This window comes from Dyadobacter sp. CECT 9275 (genome assembly GCF_907164905.1).
In the GTDB taxonomy this organism is placed as follows: Bacteria; Bacteroidota; Bacteroidia; order Cytophagales; family Spirosomataceae; genus Dyadobacter; species Dyadobacter helix.
Window position 1 is genome coordinate 2743555 of sequence record NZ_CAJRAF010000002.1, and the last position, 17871, is coordinate 2761425.

Here is a 17871-nt window from a genome sequence, read left to right on the forward strand (position 1 = left end):
GATACTGCTTATTTATTCATGAAGGTAATTACCATAACCCACAATAAGGACGGAAAGAATGATCACCAAAATTCCGCATACGATTGTCGTCAGTGTTTTTTTTGTAACACCTTTCCATTCGTTCAGGGCTAGTCCCCAGGAATTGGCCACCAGTATGATAAACGCCATGTGCAGTATCCATGAACTGGGGCCGTTCCCTAGCTTACTTTCTCCCATGCCGTAGAAAAAAAACTGAAGGAACCAGGTGGTACCTGCCAGTGCAGAAAAGATATAGTTAGAAAGCAGCGGGGTTTTGGCATTGGTATAATCCCCAAATGTTTTGTTACGGCTATTGAGGATCATGCACCAGATAAAATTGGTGGTCAAACCGCCGAGCAGTATAACCACATAGGTGACGTTGTTCTGGAACAAAAACTCTCCCTGGCCTGGGTTTAGGGCTTTCCAGGCATCATTGGCTTCCTCAGCCATAATTTTTCCGGCATCAATCCCAAAAGCAAAACAAGCGCTCAATATCCCGGAGATAATGGCTACGGTAAGTCCCAGTCCTATCTTAAATTCGGTTTCTTCAACAGCCAGCTGATTTACTTTTTTAAGGTCACTGTCTTTCATCGCACCTGCTTTTCCACAGATCACAATTCCTATTACACAAACCAGCAGTCCCAGTAAAACCATTTGTCCCCAGGTATTACCGAACAGGTCAGCAATGGAATCCTTGCCCGGCCTGGGAGAGAAATAATAATAGATGGAAGGGATCAAGGCTCCGAAGACAGAACACAATCCCAGGATGATACTGCTTCCCAGTGCAACACCCAGGTACCGTACGCCCAATCCGTAGGTGAGGCCGCCGATTCCCCACAGTACGCCGAAGATATAGGTGGCAATCAGAACAGCTGTATCCGTGCGGGCAATGATTTCGGTAAATCCGGGAATGGTAAGATAGGCAGCCAGCGGCGGGACGATCAGCCAGGAAAAAAGCCCGCCAACAATCCAATAACTTTCCCACGACCAGCCTTTTACTTTTTTGTAAGGAATATAAAAACTACCGGATGCAAAACCACCTATGAAATGAAAAATTACGCCTAAAAGAGCCTGCATGAGTTAAGTTAAAATTAAGGATTGAGGTCTGGTGGATTTTCCTTTAAATGCGCTCCGGAAAATTTCCGGTATGTAAGATGCTACGTCCTGAATCGCCCTGCATCCTGTACCGTACTGCTATACGGCAAAACATAACGATTCCAGCAACTTATTGGCTAAATTTCATTTGATAAACTTGGCAACATTATCCTTGGTCACCAATTGAAAAGGGATGATTACCTGCTTCTCCGCAGCCTCGCCTTTGGCAAGTTTCACGGCGATCTCTACGGCTTTACCACCTTGCTCAGCTGCATTTTGAAAAACTGTAGCATCCAGAATCCCTTTTTTTACTCCCTGTAGTGCATCCGGTATGGCATCAATACTCACTACAATAACTTTGTTCTTTAACCCGGCGGCCTCCAGTGCTTTAACGGCACCCATACCCATTTCGTCATTCTGAGCAAAAATGGCATTGACCTGCCCTCCAAACGACTGTATCCAGTTTTCGGTAAGAGACATTGCCTTGGCCCTGTCCCATTCAGCGGTTTGCTCTGCAAGCAGTTTAATACCCGGATTGGCTTTCAGGATTTCCTTTGCACCCTTATCTCTTTTAATCTGCGCCGCCTGACCCATGTAGCCGTGCATCATCAGCACGTTACCTTTGCCTCCCAGCTTTTCCGCAATATATTTCATTGCAATGCGTGCAGACTCTTCATCGTCCGAGCCCACAAAAGCGGTTGGTGCCGCTGCTGTTTCAGAATTTACGTTAATGATAGGGATTTTGGCATCAATGGCCAGTTTCACGGCTGGCGAACTGGCTTCCACTTCACAGGGGTTCATGATAATGGCATTGACGCCCTGGGCGATAAAACTCTCAACCTGCTCCACCTGTTTCAGCGCAGACCGTTCGGCATCCACCACAATCAGCTCCACACCAAGCGAGCTTGCCTTGGCTTCCATCTCGTCGGTAACATTAACGATAAACTCATTTTGCATGCTGAGCATGGTCGCACCAATCACAATCTTTTTACCGGTGCCCTGGTCTTTTGTTTCGTCTTTGCCAGACTGTCCGCACGAAAAGTTCAGTAAGATAAGGGAGGCTATGAAAAATCTGCTTTTGAATTTCATTTGATTAAGGGTTACAAATCTTATGGGATAAGTACCAAAACCTCCCTTTCTATCCGTCCGGCACAGATAAATATTAAATCTGTTAAGTAAGGGTATTTCACCAAGAAAGGATGACCCGCCGCTACAGATCATCCTTTCTTCTTCCTTCCGGGATACAGGGTTCAGACACCCTGCGCCTTTGCCTGGTTCCAATAGTCATCCATTTCGGCGAGCGTCATATCATGCAGCGTTTTGCCATCGGCTTTAGATGCCTCTTCCATAAACTGAAACCGTCGGATGAATTTTTTATTGGTACGTTCCAGAGCCGTTTCCGGATTGATATTCACAAAACGGGAATAGTTAACCAGAGAAAAAAGCAGGTCCCCAAACTCCCCCTCTGCTTCTTCCTGATTCACCATAGCGGTTGCTTCTATGTTAAAGTGTTCTTTAAATTCCGTAAGCTCCTCTTCCACTTTATCCCAAACCTGGTGTTTCTCATCCCAATCGAAACCAGCACCACGGGCCTTTTCCTGAATACGCATTGCCTTTACCAGCGCCGGGAGCGAAGCGGGAACACCTGAAAGTACCGACTTATTTCCTTCTTTCAGCTTGAGTTTCTCCCAGTTTTGCTTCACTGTTTCTTCATCCTTCGCAACAGCATCGCCATATATATGCGGGTGTCGCGCGATCAGTTTTTCACATATTCCATTCAGAACATCTTTGATATCAAAACGTAACGGGTCCTGCTCATCTGCCTCGGAGCCTATTTTTGCATAAAAAACAATATGCAGCAGTATATCACCCAACTCCTTTTTTATCTCCGGCAAATCTTTCTCCAGTATTGCATCCGACAGCTCATAGGTTTCCTCGATTGTCAGATGCCGCAGCGTATCCATGGTTTGTTTCCTGTCCCAGGGACATTGTTCCCTGAGCTCATCCATGATCGTCAGCAGGCGGTCAAAGGCCATGAGCTGCTCCTGTCTAGAAGATGGTAATTCATCAAAATTCTTTTTCATGGTATAAAGGTAATCAAAAGATAGTGCGGCTTATTTTACTAATCGGGTATTCTGAAGCTGGTCTGGACCAGATTACTGCTGCACTTGGCAATAATTTTATGATCTTCTCCTACAATCTGGCCTTCAACATGGATGATATTCTTTCCGGCCCTTACCACTTTTGAGTGCGCGGTGATGATGTCTCCCACTCGGGCAGCATGCAGGAAATCACAGTTGAGGTTCACCGAGGTATAGGCAAGCTCCCGCCCCAGAGCATACACCATCGTTCCGACCACATCATCCAGAATCGTGGAAGCCATTCCGCCATGCAAAACACCCATGGGATTAGACATGTCCTTACGTACCTCAAATTGCACGCTCATGTATCCTACCCCGATGCTTATGAGCTTTCCGTTGAGCCATCTCCCCACGGGAGATATGCTTTGGCTGAGTGGTTCTCCAATGAACCCCCTTAAAAACAGGAGCCTTTTATTAGTGTCTTCCGGAATTTGGTCCGGATATGATTTCATTTCCAAAGTGATACAGGTTTTTGACGTTTTCTTGCCCGACTTATTCGAAAAATAGTAATTATCATAGATATATACATGCATAAGTGTCAATTACATGGATTTTATTGCTACGTATTAAAGGTAATTGCTACCTTTGCCCGAGTTTTGAAGAGCTATATCAGCATATCCATATATGAATTTTACGTTATCACAAGTTCCTCCGCGAACTGCAAAACCAAGGGAAAAAGGCATTACCATGGTAATGGATAAAGGGCTTAGTGTCCGCGAAACGGAGGATATGATTTCTGCTGCCGCTCCATACATTGATATCGTAAAACTAGGCTGGGCCACTTCCTTTGTGAGCCCCAACCTTAACGATAAGCTGGCTGTTTACAAAAGTGCCAACATTCCGGTCTATTTCGGAGGTACTTTGTTTGAAGCTTTTGTGGTACGTAATCAGTTTGACGATTACCGAAAGCTGCTCGATAAATACGATTTGAAATATGCAGAAGTATCCGACGGTTCCATTGAAATGCCGCAGGACATGAAATGTGAATATATCCATACGCTTTCCAAACAGGTTACTGTGCTTTCGGAAGTGGGTTCCAAGGACGAAAACAAGATCATCCCCCCCTATAAATGGATTCAGCTGATCAAGTCGGAACTGGAAGCCGGAGCCTGGAAAGTAATTGGTGAAGCGCGGGAATCAGGGAATGTAGGTCTATTCAGGGCCAGCGGAGAAGTACGCCAGGGACTGGTGGAAGAAATATTAACCGAAATACCTTTTGAAAGCATGTTATGGGAGGCCCCGCAGAAATCTCAGCAGGTTTGGTTTGTAAAGCTTCTGGGTGCCAATGTGAACCTGGGAAATATTGCGCCAAACGAACTGATCCCTCTCGAAACCATCCGCCTCGGCCTGCGGGGTGATACTTTTACCCATTTTTTAAATGGAAAAACCAAGCAAAAATGGAAAATCGATAAATAATCGTACCCTTGGCACCATCCACTTAAAAATCAGTTCAACTTATTATCTCACCACAACATTAGCTATGGAGTTTCTTAAGCAGTTTATTGACATTTTCCTCCATCTTGACAAACACCTGTTTGACATAGTTCAAGAGTACGGGACACTCACATACCTGATCCTTTTCCTGATCGTATTTACAGAAACTGGGCTGGTGATCATGCCACTGCTGCCAGGCGACTCATTACTTTTTGCGGCGGGCGCTTTGGCGGCCAACGAGAGCACCGGTCTCAACGTTTGGCTGATTATCATCATTCTGATCGTTGCCGCGCTGCTTGGGGACAATGTCAATTATTTTATCGGCAAGAAATTCAGCGGAGAAATCAAAAAACGGGAACGTATTCTGTTTCTAAAGAGAGAATATCTTGAGAAAACCGAAGCATTTTATGCAAAACACGGCGGAAGTACAGTGATCATGGCAAGGTTCATTCCGATTATCCGTACCATTGCGCCTTTCGTAGCAGGTGCAGGGAGTATGACTTATTCAAAGTACATTACTTTCTGTGTAATCGGGGCGTTACTCTGGGTACCGACGTTAACACTGCTCGGCTACTTCTTCGGTGGGTTTGAAATCGTCAAAAACAATTTCGAATTAGTCGTATTCGCTATCATCGGTTTCTCCATACTCCCCATGATATATCAGTTTCTTAAGAGCAAATTTTCCAAGCCGAGTGCTGCTTAGCGGTTAGCGGTTAGCGGTTAGCGGTTAGCGGTTAGCGGTTAGCGGTTAGCGGTTAGCGGTTAGCGGTTAGCGGTTAGCGGTTAGCAAAAAAAATGTCCCGGTTAACGGGACATTTTTTTTGCTAACGTTTATACTTTTAACTCCGCACACTCTTACTTTGAAGAATAGTTGGGCGCTTCTTTCTGGATCATAATGTCGTGCGGGTGGCTTTCCCGTACACCGGCAGATGTTATCTTAACAAACTGCGCTTTCTGCAACGAACTGATATCACCCGCTCCGCAATAGCCCATACCGGCCTTCAAACCTCCCACCATCTGATAGATTATCTCGGATACCTTTCCTTTGAATGGCACACGCCCTACAATACCTTCCGGAACAAGTTTCTTCACATCGTCCTCCGCATCCTGGAAATAACGGTCCTTAGATCCGTCCTCCATTGCTTCCACCGAACCCATCCCCCGGTAAGCTTTAAACTTACGTCCTTCGTAAATAACAATTTCTCCCGGCGCTTCATCACTTCCTGCAAGCATGGAGCCGATCATGATGGTACTGGCTCCTCCGGCAAGCGCTTTGGTCATATCACCAGAGAAACGAATGCCTCCGTCAGCAATTACCGGCACATCCGGATGTGTCGTTTTCAATGCATCGGCTGCCCACATAACGGCGGTAAGCTGAGGAACACCAATACCGGCAATGATACGAGTGGTACAAATACTACCTGGCCCCACGCCTACCTTAACAGCATCCGCTCCGGCTTCTGCCAGCGCGATGGCCGCCTCACCGGTTGCCACATTACCGGCAATTACATCCAGCTTTGGAAAATGTTCCTTCACTGATTTAAGAGCGTCAATCACTCCTTTGCTATGCCCGTGTGCAGTATCCAGACTGATCACATCTACTCCGGCTTTCACCAGCGCTTCTACCCTTTTTAATAAATCAGCCGTAACGCCCACCGCAGCACCTACACGTAACCGTCCGTATTCGTCCTTGCAGGCATTCGGATGCGATTTCCGTTTCAGGATATCTTTATAAGTAATCAGGCCCGTCAGACGGTAGTCGGAATCCACTATGGGAAGTTTTTCAATTTTGTATTCCTGAAGGATCTTTTCCGCATCATCCAGAGACAATCCCTCGGATGCTGTGATCAGATTTTCCTTCGTCATGATTTCCGTTACGGGTTTTGACATTTCCCGTTCAAAACGCAGATCACGGTTGGTAAGGATACCTATCAGCTTATGCTGGTTGTCAATAACCGGAATACCGCCAATTTTGAATTCACGCATGATCTGGTGAGCATCTCCCAATGTTGCCGTATCCGACAACGTAATGGGATCCAGTATCATACCACTTTCAGAGCGCTTCACTTTACGTACCTGCTCTGCCTGTGCTTCCAGGCTCATATTTTTATGAATGATCCCTATTCCACCTTCCTGCGCCATGGCAATGGCCAGGTCAAATTCTGTAACCGTATCCATGGCTGCCGAAACCAATGGAATGTTAAGAGCAATATTACGTGTCAGCTTGGTTTTGGTGGTTGTATCCCGAGGCAGAATTTCTGAATAACCAGGTATTAGAAGAACGTCGTCGTAAGTCAATGCCTCAAAGAGGACTTTGGATGGGTCTGTGCTCATAGCAAATAATCTATTGTTATTTGCGGGGCAAAATTAAAAAGAAGTTCTCAGGAAAGAAAATAATTTGGACTTTTCCGGTAAAAATTCTTGAGCCAGCCTTTGTGACGGCGTCAGCTTACCAAAACTCTTACCTTTTTAATTCGTCTTTTATCCGCCGATTGTACTTTGAAAGTAATATTCCGGTGTGACACGATCTCTCCCGTCCTGGGCAACCTTGAAAACAGTTCAAGCAAAAGACCCGCCAGAGATTCATTATTGCCCCGCACGTCATCAAAATAATCCGTTTCCAGGTTCAGCAGCCGGCATAAGTCACTGATCAGCACCTTTCCCTCAAACACATAGGTATTTTCATCTACCTGGGTGTAATTGACGACATCATCCTCGTCGTATTCATCATTTATATCTCCAAAAATCTCTTCAATAATATCTTCGAGGGTAATCAATCCGCCGGTCCCCCCATATTCATCCACAACAATTGCCATGTGGACACGGCGGTTCTGGAATTCCTTCATGAGGTCATCCAGCCGTTTGCTTTCCGGAATAAAATAAACCGGGCGAAGCAATCTCTGCCAGTGAAAATGTTCATTACTGTTGATGTGCGGCAAAAGATCCTTCACATTGAGAATACCTTCGATGTGATCCAGATCATCCCTGAAAACCGGCACACGAGAGTACCCCGACTTATTGATTTTATCCATGAGCTCGTGAAAATCCAGCTCAATATCAAAGGCAGTAATATTCACCCTTGCCTGCATGGCCTTTTTGGCATTCGTCTGCCTGAAATTGGCCAGCCCGCGGAGCAGGTCCGTCTCCTCCTCACTTTCCGCCTTAGCTTCCAGACGTTCCGTTGAAATTTCGGTACCTTCTGGTTCGATAACGCCAAAAAAATAGCTGAGCCGGAGTACCGTTCCTGTCAAGGGTTTGGTAAGGCTGAAGAGAAATTTTGTCAGCCCCTCTATGTTGTGAATAAAACCCAAAGCACTTCGGGCACTAAAATAACGGGTGAGTGCGTCCAGCCAAATCCACACACCCAGGCAGCCCAGGGCGATCCAGTGTACTATGCCCTCCGGATCAATGACAAAAAACATCCATATCACACGGGAGGCCAGGATCAACGCAATAAGCGTAAACCCTCTCTGAAAAAGAGAGAGTATTAACTGCTGAACACGGTTTGGAAGCGGATTAAGATCATCGGTTTTCTTTTCCCAGGGATTCTCCATCGCCCCTGCGGCTGCATACGCGGCCCGGATACCGGAAAGAAAAAGAGAAATAAACAGTAGAATTATAACAAAGGCGAGATCATACAGGGCAACGGAATCAACCGGTAACACAAAACCGGCCAGGAAAGTCAGCGCGCGTTTTGCGGGAAATAACTTCCCGTTACGCTTTCGGGAAAGGGGGTCATCACTATCGGTTGTTTCTTTCACAAAGAGTTAGAAAACGTTAACAATATACTTCGGCAGATACCTGATCAGATTTTTAAAAGTAAAAAACAGGATCAGGAAAAATACCTTACCTGTAATTTCGCTAAAAAGTTTCAAAAAACAAGAATTAGGGCTCATTTATTTGCACCTGCTTCCCGCCGGCAAATAATGAGCCCGTCACATTAAATTTTTGAATTAAGGTCAAAAAGGCAGATCGTCTTCATCCGACGCCATGGAAGGCGGAATTGGATCTGACGCCCTGGGCGTCTGCACATTTCTCGGTGCAGACTGGGAATATCCTGAATTTCCCTCACCGGCATTTGAACCTCCTCCGGGTGTTCCAAGCATGGTCAGGTTGCTGGCCCGGATGGTTGTCCCCGAACGCTGCTGACCTTCTTTGTCTGTCCAGTTATCCGTACGTATCCGTCCTTCAATGTACACCTGGCTTCCCTTTTTCAGATATTTTTCTGCCACCTTCGCCAGGCCTTCCCAAAGTTCGATCCTATGCCATTCGGTATTATCAACCCGTTCCCCATTTTTATTGGTATATGTTTCCGTAGTAGCTATGTTAAACTTTGCCACTGCCGAACCGCTTTCAAGATATCTTACTTCCGGATCGCTCCCGAGATTACCTATCAATATTACTTTGTTGACGCTTCCTGCCATGATTCCTGTATGTGTTAATATTTAATTTATTATTGAATGAAGTGTTAAAGATAACTTTAAAAAACAAAACCGTGCCGATCAGACCAGTGGTTCGGCAGGTGTTTTTTATTTTTGGTATATCAAACGTCCCGTTCGCTTATTTTCCCGGTAGTTTTATCTTTCAGAATCAGTTTATTGCGACCGTCGTGCGTCATTTCCTGTTTGATCAGATAATAATTTTCATCGTAATCCACGTAATTTGACGGTTTTTCAACACCTTCTCTTCCGCGCCAAACCGGCAGATTCACCTTTTCCCACTGCTTTGTTTTGGCCGATTGGTAGGCTGCATCAATCACCGCATTGACGATATATCCGTCATAAAAAGTTTCAGCAGGCTCAGCGCCGTTTTCAGCCGCATTGAACATATCCGTAAACATGTGGTTATAACCCAGGTCATTCACCTCATCACCCACAGGGAACAGCCAGCCGGTATTACTTTCAGCCTTTTCGGCAACATAATCCTCGCCCTGTCCGTCCGGGTTTCTTCCGGTTGTGAACATTTCAAAACCTGTTCTTAGAAAATTATTGATCCAGATAGTACCCTCCGTTCCCATCACCTCGTCTCTCAGGTCCATTCCGCCCCTGAACGTCCAGCTCACCTCAAACTGTCCGATCGCCCCGTTTTCATACTTCACCAGGGCTATGGCATGATCCTCTGCATCAATAGGTTTCACCTGCGTATCAGCCCAGCACATCACCTCCACCGGCCTGATATCCTTGCCAATAAAGTTGCGTGAGATTTCGATACAATGACAGCCCAGGTCCAGGATACAACCACCTCCTGCCTGCTCAATATCCCAAAACCATTCACTATGCGGACCAGGATGCGCTTCCCTGGACTTTGCCCACAGGATACGTCCCAGCGCCCCCCTTTTTACACTTTCTATTGACTTTAAAAACTTTGGCGTATAACACAAATCTTCCAGGTATCCTGAAAAAATGCCTGCCTTCTCCACCGCCTGCAGCATCCTCAGCGCTTCGGCGGCGTTCCGGCCCAATGGCTTCGTAGACACCACAGCCTTCTTATGTTTTGCGCATAACATCACCGCTTCTTCATGTTTATGATTAGGCAAAGCCACACAAACCATATTGACATCGGGATGTGCGATTACCTCCTCCATATTGGAAGACCAGAATGCACAACCATAGTCGTCCGCAAATTTTTTGGCATTTTCCTCACTTCGGGCATAAATGGCAGTAACTTTATCTCTGCCTCGCTGCCCATGAACGGATTCTGCATAAAAACGCCCAATAAAGCCGGAACCGAGCATTGCAATTTTCTGCATAAAAATAATATCGTTAATGGTTGTCAATTTTGTTGTGCATAGCAGGCATCACCGGAATACCCCGATTTATCATCCGATGCCCGGGGAATACCTCGCCTGACTTCCTTCCCTCTGTCATTTTGTATTGACTGTACTTTCCCAGCCGGTGGTTTTCAGTGCGGGGTCATCCTCCTTTTTAAGGAAATCGGCATCTTCGAAAGACTCAGCCTCCCACTCCATCAACGCCCTGTCGGGGACGATAGAGACGGGCACTTTCCAGGAGTTTGACATCTCGCTGTAAGCTATGTTTGATTGCGAATTATAACATGAAATCAGTGACCAACGGGGGTGATCCGATAAGTTTGCTTCTGACCTGTGTAGTAAGTTACTGTGAAAGAAAAGTGCATCTCCTGGTTCCAGTTCGCAATAAATCAGGTCCATCGTTTTCAGAGAATGATTCACCATTTCCATGTCCGCGCCTACCTGCTCTCCTGCAAAACCATGATTGACGCGCCCCATTTTGTGAGAGCCTCTGATTACCTGCAGACAACCGTTTTCTTTATTAGCTTCTGTTAGGGCAACCATCACACTCATAAGCTGGTCGGGAAACATGAACTGGTTTTTATACCAGTAGCCATAATCCTGATGCCATTCCCAGGCACCACCTACCTTGGGCTCCTTTTGCATCAGTTTGGTATGAAAATGACAGACAGGGCTGTCTTCACCCAACAGCTGCCACACTGCATTAACCATCCTTTCACTGCGAATCAGGTAGCCGAAAACATCATCTCCCGGAGTAAACCACAGTGTTAGTTTCGTTTTTTTCCCCGACTGATCGTTAAGATCCATTGCATTTTTCTGCATGATGGAATTTTCAACAGCACTTTTATACAATTTGTCTATCTCTTCCGGACTGAAAAGACCCTTTACAACGAGATACCCGTCACGGTGATAATCGTTTGTCTGAATTTGTGTGAGATGCATGATGAAAGGATTTAAGATTTTCGTTTTATACAAATTTATATTGGTTAATACACATTTCAATCAAACCGTAGAAAAGAATCAGTCCAGCAAACAAATCCGGCGGCAGGAACCCTACTAAAGGTATCTTTCATCCCGCAATACATTGTCAATCAGAATAGGTTTTGGCAAGGTTTCCACTTCCTCCGGAGCGTAAAAGGACAAGTTGTCCGACAACTCCTCGCTAACACCCGGGTGAAGACCCGGGCGGAGACTTACCCACCAAAACTTCACGTTCAGCCGCTGGTGGGTAAGTATGTGAATATATGGCTTCACAATTTCTTTTAGTACACCCTTTTCCAGAACTTTTCCAAGGATGTTATCCTGCATCAGATCCTCCGGCGAAACATCTGCCGAAGCCGTTTCTATACCCGGAAAATCATACAAACCTTTCCAAATATCCTTTCCGGTTCGTTCTTTCAATGCCAGTCGGCCCTGGTCTTCCAGAATGAAATAATGAAGATACCTATTCTTTACCGCAACCTTTTTTGCTTTTACTGGTAACGCCGCCTGCACCTTATGCAGATACGCATAACACACAGTATTAAAGGGACATACCTCACAATCCGGAGACACGGGTACACACTGGATTGCGCCGAACTCAATCATGGCCTGATTGTAGGTTGCAGGGTCACTGGTGGAGATCAGTTGCCGGGCAATATCCAGAAATTCCTTTTTTCCCGCCGGGCTCAGAATATCTGAATAGATACCAAAAATCCTGGCCATCACCCTGTAGACATTCCCGTCGATAGCGGGCACCACTTCATTAAAAGCAAAGGATGCTATGGCCGCCGCCGTATAAGCGCCAAGCCCTTTGAGTTTTTCAAGTTTTACAGCCGTGGCCGGAAACCTTGCATCAAATTCTGCCACGATCTGTCTGGCCGTAAAATGCATGTTCCTTGCTCTTGAGTAGTAACCCAGCCCTTGCCAAAGCCTGAGTACATCCTTTTCGTCTGCCCCGGCCAGCGCCTCTACGGTCGGATAGGCGGTTACAAATCTTTCATAATAAGGTGTACCCTGCGCTACCCGCGTTTGCTGAAGAATGATCTCCGACAGCCATATTTTGTAAGGATCATTGGTTTCTCTCCAGGGTAGTTTCCGGTGATTTCGGAGATACCACGTTTTGAGCTTTTTATTAAATTCCAGTACGTCAATACTATCCCCCAGCATCTTAAACCGACTTATGTACACTGTTATTTAATGAATTAGAAAAAAAATGAAAACGTCTGCCTTTTAATTTCCGGTAAAATTACCGTACCTTTGTGTTCCCAAAATTTGGAGGAATAAATAAATTAACGAAATAATATCCACTTAAAGTAAAAAATCAAAGTGACCAAGGCAGACGTAATCGCACAAATTTCTGAGAAAACAGGCGTAGACAAGGGCGATGTTCAACAAACGCTAGAATCGTTTTTCACCGTGGTAAAGGAATCCCTTTCTGAAGGGGAGAACCTGTATGTAAGGGGTTTCGGCAGCTTCATTAATAAAAAGCGCGCCCGTAAAGTAGCCCGTAACATCTCACAGGGAACTTCCATGATCATCGATGAGCACTTTGTACCGAGCTTTAAGCCTGCAAAAGTGTTTGTAGAGCAGGTTAAAGAAAGCGACAAGCTTAAAGCTGTTGCAGAAAAATAAACCACCCATAGCGGTTTGATTTTAACACTATGAACAAGTCCATTATTTTATCCTGTGTATTAGCTGTTGCTTTGGTAGGTACGCTTTATAGCCTTCCCAAAGTGGTGGTGAACAACAAGGCCAAAGAGATGGACTCCAAGGAGGCCAGCCCGGCAGCAGCAACTGCTTCCGAGCCAGAAACGCCTTCCAATACCCATGACGGAGCCATTTTATCAGCTGATCAGCAAAAAATTGTGGATGAGCTGAGAAATGGCTTCCTCCTGGCAGACGAAAAAAACAAGGTAAATGCGGGTATAAAGCTTTCCAACAAGTTCCGGGAGCTTCAAAAATTTGACAGTGCTGCGTTTTATGCAGAAAAAGTAACCCTGATTTCTCCCAGTATTGAAAACTTAATGCGTGCAGGAGACCGGTATTACGATGCATACGGCTTTGCTGTGGATGATCAGAAGGCCAAAAATTATGGCGCCAAAACCCGTGAATATTACCAAAAAGCAATTGATCAGAATCCTGCCCTGCTAACTGCTAAGGCCAATATGGCGATGACGTACGTAAATACAGAAAACCCGATGCAGGGAATTCTGATGTTACGGGAAATACTGGATACAGATCCCACAAATGAAGTAGCATTATTTAATCTGGGGATTTTATCCATGCGTTCCAACCAGTATTCCAAAGCAGCCGACAGGTTCAGGCAGATACTTACGAATAACCCGTCCAACACAAAAGCCAAGTTTTATCTGGGTTTATCACTGGTTGAACTGGGCAATAAGGAAGAAGCTCGCAAAGTTCTGTCAGAAGTAAAAAAGGAAGAAAAAGACCCGGTTATTCAACAAGCCATTGGTGAGCTTGAGGACCGTCTGAACAATTAAACTGTTAGCAAACAATTATTTAATTTTATAAACGACATAACTTTATGCCTTGCGGAAAGAAAAGAAAGAGACATAAGATCTCCACTCATAAAAGAAAGAAACGTCTTAGAAAAAACAGACATAAGAAGAAATAATAAGTATGCTTTGGCCGGATTTATTGTAAATTAGTCCGGCCAAAGCATGCTCTTCCCCAGACAAGGTTTGGTCCCGTCCGCATAATCTCGGGCAGGGATACTAAGTATTAACTTTTTATAGCCATTCAGTTGGTTTAACATTGAGTAACGAATTACTTATCAATTCTACTCAAAAGGGAGAGCGTATAGCCCTTTTGCAGGATAAACGTCTTTTAGAATATCACGTAGAAGTACCAGATCAGAGCTTTACCGTAGGAGATATCTACCTTGGTACTGTCCGAAAACTGGTATCAGGGCTCAATGCGGCTTTTGTAGACGTGGGTTTCGAAAAAGATGCTTTTTTGCATTATCTTGATCTGGGTCCCAACATCAACTCCCTCAACAAGCTTACCAAGGATGTAATTGCCAAGCGTGTCCATTCAGGCAAATTGAATAACTTCAAGATGGAGCCTGAAATCGAGAAACTTGGCAAGATTGATAAAGTACTTTCCAAGAACCAGCCCATCCTGGTTCAGATCGTGAAAGAACCCATATCCACCAAAGGCCCCCGCCTTTCCTGTGATATCTCCATTGCCGGACGGTACATTGTGCTGGTACCCTTTTCGAATTCTGTAAATCTTTCTAAAAAAATAACCGATAAGCAGGAAAGGAACAGGCTGCAAAAGCTGATGTCTTCTATTAAACCTGCAAATTTCGGCGTCATTATACGGACGGTTGCTCAGGGAACCGACGTAGACGAACTGAATAAAGATTTAAAGGATTGCCTTGAAAAATGGGAAAATGGAATCAAAAACCTTAAAGATGCCAAACCACGTGATCGCGTAATCGGTGAAATGAACCGGGCCTCTTCGATCATCCGGGATATGCTAAACGAGTCTTTTGACAGCATCACGGTGGATTCAAAGGAGGTATATGACGACATTAAGGCTTACATCCATAATATTGCTCCTGACAAAGAGAATATCCTCAGACTGCACAACGGTAAGAATAAGCTATTTGAGCAGTTCGGTCTCGAAAAACAGATTAAATCCCTTTTCGGCCGCTCAGTAAGCCTTCCCAACGGAGGATACCTCATTATTGAGCATACCGAAGCACTGCATGTAATTGACGTCAACAGCGGAAACAAATCCAATTCGGAAGAGGATCAGGAAGCCACTGCATTGAGTGTCAACCTCGAGGCTGCCAAGGAAATTGCACGGCAACTGCGCCTGAGGGATATGGGAGGTATCATTGTGGTCGATTTTATCGACATGAAGAAAGCGGAAAACAAACGCGTTCTTTTTGATACCATGCGGGACGAAATGAAGGGCGATCGCTCCAAATACACCGTTCTCCCTTTATCTAAATTCGGCTTGCTGCAGATTACCCGTCAGCGTGTGCGTCCGGAAATGAATATTGTTACCCGCGAGGTATGTCCTACCTGTGGTGGCAGCGGCAGTATTCAGGCCAGTATCCTGGTGTCGGATGTGATCGCCAACAATCTGGACTACATACTTACCAAGCAAAATGAAAGAGGAATCACTATCTCTCTGCATCCCTTCCTTTATGCTTTCTTCACAAAGGGGTTGATCTCGGAACAAGTCAAATGGCTTTTCCGCTACAAAACCTGGGTAAAACTCATCAAAGATACCTCACTGGGTGTGGTGGATTTCAAATTCCACAATCAGTATGGAGAAGAAATCGAGATAGTACCGGGAAACTAGTACCTTGCCTTGGAGAATTTCCCAAAATAACCTGGCTACCTGCCTTTCCAGACAGGTTTACGCTTTTCTCTGAAGGCCAAAATTCCTTCAACTGAATCTTCAGATTTCAGGATTTTGTCAAGCTGATCTTTCAGATAGGCATGCCGGTCGCGCTCGGGAATATCAGACAATTGGTACAATGCTTCCATACCAGCCTGAATGGCATAAGGAGCATTTTCACATATGATGGCTGCCAGTTTTTCAACTTCGTTCACAATGTCTTCCCGGGTTGATATGTGCGTGATGAGGCCCATTTCCAGCGCCTCCTCCGCCGAATAAACCCGTCCGGTTATGGCAAACTCAAGTACCTTTCTTAACGGCATAATTTTTACCAGTGATGCCATCACCTGCATCGGCCAGATTCCACGCTTAACTTCCGGCAGGCTAAAAGTTACTTCTCTGCTGCTCACTACAAAAGTAGCACCGCCTATCAACAAAAAACCTCCGGCAAAAACCGGCCCCTCCACCTGCGCAATGCACGGCTTATGCAGCTCAGCAAAAGCAACTCCGAGTGTGATCGGCGCTGCCGGGGCTGGTATCGCTGGATTTCCCGGATAAGCGCCTGGATTATGAAAAGCATCAAGATCTGCCCCTGCACAAAAAACCGGCCCGACGGCATTCAAAATCACACAGCGGATGTCGGAAGTATAATGTGCATACGCAAGAGCGAAGGTGATTTCACAGGCCATGGCTGGTGTAAAAGCATTCCTTTTTTCGGGGCGGTTTAAGGTAATCCTGAAAACCGGTCCGTCCACCATCGCTTTTATATTTAAAAAGCGAATGTTTCCAAATTCCGAAATATCATTCCTGGTATAAAAACGCATGATTATCAGTAAATAGGAATTGGTGGTTCAACAAGCCCCTCCACCTGCTGAGTAGTTTTCGTTACTTTAATACCTCCTCCAGCATGGTTATATACTGACTAATCCCCTGTTCTATTTCATGCAGGTATATAAACTCGTCAGCGCTGTGAGATCTGCCCGAATGTCCGGGCCCCATTTTCAGGGACGGGCAGTCCAGCAACGCCTGGTCAGAGGTGGTGGGTGAGCCATAGGCGTTTCTGCCCAGCCCGAGCCCCGCTTTCACAATGGGATGGTCCATCGGGATGCTGGACGGGCGTAACCGTATGGAGCGCGGTGTTACCACAGAGGTAATATTTTCCTGGATCGTTTCAATGATTTCTTCCAGGGTGTACTGATCCGTAGCACGGACATCAATGGTAAAAGTGCAGCTATCCGGAACCACGTTATGCTGTGTTCCGGCGTTGATGATCGTCACCGACATTTTCACCGGCCCCAGCGTTGGTGATACCTTTGGAAACTGATAATTTTTTATCCATTCAATATCGCTGATCGCTTTATAAATAGCATTTTCACCTTCTTCCCTGGCAGCATGTCCGGATATGCCTTTTGCCGTGCAATCCAGCACCACAAGGCCCTTTTCAGCCACGGCCAGGTGCATTTCAGTAGGCTCCCCTACAATGGCGAAAGAAATTGCAGGTAATTCAGGAACAACAATTTCAAGCCCTTCTTTTCCTGATATTTCTTCCTCCGCGGTTGCCGCAATAACAATGTTGTAAGCAAGCCCAGGCTGATCATAGAAATAACAAAACGTAGCGATCAGGGAAACCAAGCATCCGCCAGCATCATTGCTACCCAGGCCATAAAGCTTCCCGTCCGTTTCCTGTGCTACAAACGGATTCAGCGTCCATGACTTGTTAGGTTTCACCGTATCATGATGCGAGTTAAGTAAAAGCGTTGGTTTTGCAGCGTCAAAGTGCTTGTTGAAAGCCCAGAGATTATTTTTCTTTTTATGAACGGATATCTGTCTTGCGACAAAAAACTCCTCCAGAATTGCGGCCGTCTGATCCTCCTCTTTACTGAAAGACGGTGTCTCAATCAATTTTTTCAGGAGCAGGATCGCTTCCTGACTAAGTATTTTTATGTTTTCCGATGCAGGTATTTCTAATGCCATTGGACCGTTTTTGTATCCTTATCTGGAACAAATGTATGAAAAAAGGGGGCCGAACCAATCGGAACCACCCCCTTAGAATTT

17 protein-coding genes are annotated in these 17871 nt (G+C 45.5%); 5 read left to right on the plus strand and 12 right to left on the minus strand.

Annotated elements, in window-relative coordinates; all coding sequences use genetic code 11:
* Positions 1 to 12 precede the first annotated feature (12 nt).
* The 4 genes from rhaT to KOE27_RS19040 form a co-directional block, all read right to left on the minus strand.
* Complete coding sequence (gene rhaT / locus KOE27_RS19025; protein ID WP_215240396.1) at positions 13 to 1095, minus strand: L-rhamnose/proton symporter RhaT; 1083 nt, start codon at positions 1093 to 1095, stop codon at positions 13 to 15.
* Between the two features lie 162 nt (positions 1096 to 1257).
* Positions 1258 to 2202, minus strand: coding sequence for a sugar ABC transporter substrate-binding protein (locus tag KOE27_RS19030; protein WP_215240397.1), 945 nt, complete (start codon positions 2200 to 2202; stop codon positions 1258 to 1260).
* A gap of 161 nt (positions 2203 to 2363) precedes the next feature.
* Positions 2364 to 3197 carry a nucleoside triphosphate pyrophosphohydrolase gene (mazG, locus tag KOE27_RS19035; protein WP_215240398.1) on the minus strand — a complete coding sequence of 278 codons (834 nt, stop codon included), beginning with the start codon at positions 3195 to 3197 and terminating at the stop codon, positions 2364 to 2366.
* Positions 3198 to 3235: 38 nt separating this feature from the next.
* Complete coding sequence (locus KOE27_RS19040; RefSeq protein WP_215240399.1) at positions 3236 to 3706, minus strand: PaaI family thioesterase; 471 nt, start codon at positions 3704 to 3706, stop codon at positions 3236 to 3238.
* A gap of 172 nt (positions 3707 to 3878) precedes the next feature.
* On the opposite strand from KOE27_RS19040, the gene KOE27_RS19045 reads away from it, so the two are divergent.
* Positions 3879 to 4670, plus strand: a complete 792-nt coding sequence (locus tag KOE27_RS19045; protein ID WP_215240400.1) for a phosphosulfolactate synthase — start codon at positions 3879 to 3881, stop codon at positions 4668 to 4670.
* 64 nt (positions 4671 to 4734) lie between these two features.
* The gene (locus KOE27_RS19050; RefSeq protein WP_215241679.1) at positions 4735 to 5391 is read left to right on the plus strand and encodes a DedA family protein; all 657 of its coding nucleotides are present in this window, start codon (positions 4735 to 4737) and stop codon (positions 5389 to 5391) included.
* Positions 5392 to 5543: 152 nt separating this feature from the next.
* On the opposite strand, the gene guaB is transcribed toward KOE27_RS19050, so the two are convergent.
* The 6 genes from guaB to mutY form a co-directional block, all read right to left on the minus strand.
* Complete coding sequence (gene guaB / locus KOE27_RS19055; protein WP_215240401.1) at positions 5544 to 7022, minus strand: IMP dehydrogenase; 1479 nt, start codon at positions 7020 to 7022, stop codon at positions 5544 to 5546.
* Between the two features lie 110 nt (positions 7023 to 7132).
* Positions 7133 to 8449 carry a transporter associated domain-containing protein gene (locus KOE27_RS19060; protein WP_215240402.1) on the minus strand — a complete coding sequence of 439 codons (1317 nt, stop codon included), beginning with the start codon at positions 8447 to 8449 and terminating at the stop codon, positions 7133 to 7135.
* 198 nt (positions 8450 to 8647) lie between these two features.
* Positions 8648 to 9112, minus strand: a complete 465-nt coding sequence (locus tag KOE27_RS19065; protein ID WP_215240403.1) for a single-stranded DNA-binding protein — start codon at positions 9110 to 9112, stop codon at positions 8648 to 8650.
* A 119-nt stretch (positions 9113 to 9231) separates the two neighbouring features.
* Entirely contained in the window at positions 9232 to 10437 is a 1206-nt protein-coding gene (locus tag KOE27_RS19070) for a Gfo/Idh/MocA family protein (protein ID WP_215240404.1), read from the minus strand.
* Between the two features lie 114 nt (positions 10438 to 10551).
* Complete coding sequence (locus KOE27_RS19075; RefSeq protein WP_215240405.1) at positions 10552 to 11400, minus strand: phytanoyl-CoA dioxygenase family protein; 849 nt, start codon at positions 11398 to 11400, stop codon at positions 10552 to 10554.
* Between the two features lie 114 nt (positions 11401 to 11514).
* Positions 11515 to 12627 carry an A/G-specific adenine glycosylase gene (gene mutY / locus KOE27_RS19080; protein ID WP_229252835.1) on the minus strand — a complete coding sequence of 371 codons (1113 nt, stop codon included), beginning with the start codon at positions 12625 to 12627 and terminating at the stop codon, positions 11515 to 11517.
* 138 nt (positions 12628 to 12765) lie between these two features.
* Between mutY and KOE27_RS19085 the strand changes: the two genes are divergently transcribed.
* The 3 genes from KOE27_RS19085 to KOE27_RS19095 all read left to right on the plus strand — a co-directional run bounded on the left by KOE27_RS19085 (position 12766) and on the right by KOE27_RS19095 (position 15777).
* Complete coding sequence (locus KOE27_RS19085) at positions 12766 to 13071, plus strand: HU family DNA-binding protein (protein ID WP_215240406.1); 306 nt, start codon at positions 12766 to 12768, stop codon at positions 13069 to 13071.
* Between the two features lie 29 nt (positions 13072 to 13100).
* Positions 13101 to 13940 (plus strand): tetratricopeptide repeat protein, encoded by an 840-nt coding sequence (locus KOE27_RS19090; RefSeq protein ID WP_215240407.1) that lies wholly within the window; start codon positions 13101 to 13103, stop codon positions 13938 to 13940.
* 274 nt (positions 13941 to 14214) lie between these two features.
* Positions 14215 to 15777 carry an Rne/Rng family ribonuclease gene (locus KOE27_RS19095; protein WP_215240408.1) on the plus strand — a complete coding sequence of 521 codons (1563 nt, stop codon included), beginning with the start codon at positions 14215 to 14217 and terminating at the stop codon, positions 15775 to 15777.
* A gap of 35 nt (positions 15778 to 15812) precedes the next feature.
* Here KOE27_RS19095 and KOE27_RS19100 read toward each other — a convergent pair whose 3' ends face one another.
* Positions 15813 to 16640: an enoyl-CoA hydratase/isomerase family protein gene (locus KOE27_RS19100; protein ID WP_215240409.1), complete on the minus strand. Its 828-nt coding sequence runs from the start codon at positions 16638 to 16640 to the stop codon at positions 15813 to 15815.
* 61 nt (positions 16641 to 16701) lie between these two features.
* Complete coding sequence (locus KOE27_RS19105) at positions 16702 to 17790, minus strand: M20 family metallo-hydrolase (RefSeq protein WP_215240410.1); 1089 nt, start codon at positions 17788 to 17790, stop codon at positions 16702 to 16704.
* Between the last annotated feature and the right edge of the window lie 81 nt (positions 17791 to 17871).

Coding starts and splice junctions, on each gene's coding strand:
- rhaT (WP_215240396.1), bottom strand. CDS start 1,095: ATGCAGGCTCTTTTAGGCGTAATTTTTCATTTCATAGGTGGTTTTGCA.
- KOE27_RS19030 (WP_215240397.1), bottom strand. CDS start 2,202: ATGAAATTCAAAAGCAGATTTTTCATAGCCTCCCTTATCTTACTGAAC.
- mazG (WP_215240398.1), bottom strand. CDS start 3,197: ATGAAAAAGAATTTTGATGAATTACCATCTTCTAGACAGGAGCAGCTC.
- KOE27_RS19040 (WP_215240399.1), bottom strand. CDS start 3,706: ATGAAATCATATCCGGACCAAATTCCGGAAGACACTAATAAAAGGCTC.
- KOE27_RS19045 (WP_215240400.1), top strand. CDS start 3,879: ATGAATTTTACGTTATCACAAGTTCCTCCGCGAACTGCAAAACCAAGG.
- KOE27_RS19050 (WP_215241679.1), top strand. CDS start 4,735: ATGGAGTTTCTTAAGCAGTTTATTGACATTTTCCTCCATCTTGACAAA.
- guaB (WP_215240401.1), bottom strand. CDS start 7,022: ATGAGCACAGACCCATCCAAAGTCCTCTTTGAGGCATTGACTTACGAC.
- KOE27_RS19065 (WP_215240403.1), bottom strand. CDS start 9,112: ATGGCAGGAAGCGTCAACAAAGTAATATTGATAGGTAATCTCGGGAGC.
- KOE27_RS19070 (WP_215240404.1), bottom strand. CDS start 10,437: ATGCAGAAAATTGCAATGCTCGGTTCCGGCTTTATTGGGCGTTTTTAT.
- KOE27_RS19075 (WP_215240405.1), bottom strand. CDS start 11,400: ATGCATCTCACACAAATTCAGACAAACGATTATCACCGTGACGGGTAT.
- KOE27_RS19090 (WP_215240407.1), top strand. CDS start 13,101: ATGAACAAGTCCATTATTTTATCCTGTGTATTAGCTGTTGCTTTGGTA.
- KOE27_RS19100 (WP_215240409.1), bottom strand. CDS start 16,640: ATGCGTTTTTATACCAGGAATGATATTTCGGAATTTGGAAACATTCGC.
- KOE27_RS19105 (WP_215240410.1), bottom strand. CDS start 17,790: ATGGCATTAGAAATACCTGCATCGGAAAACATAAAAATACTTAGTCAG.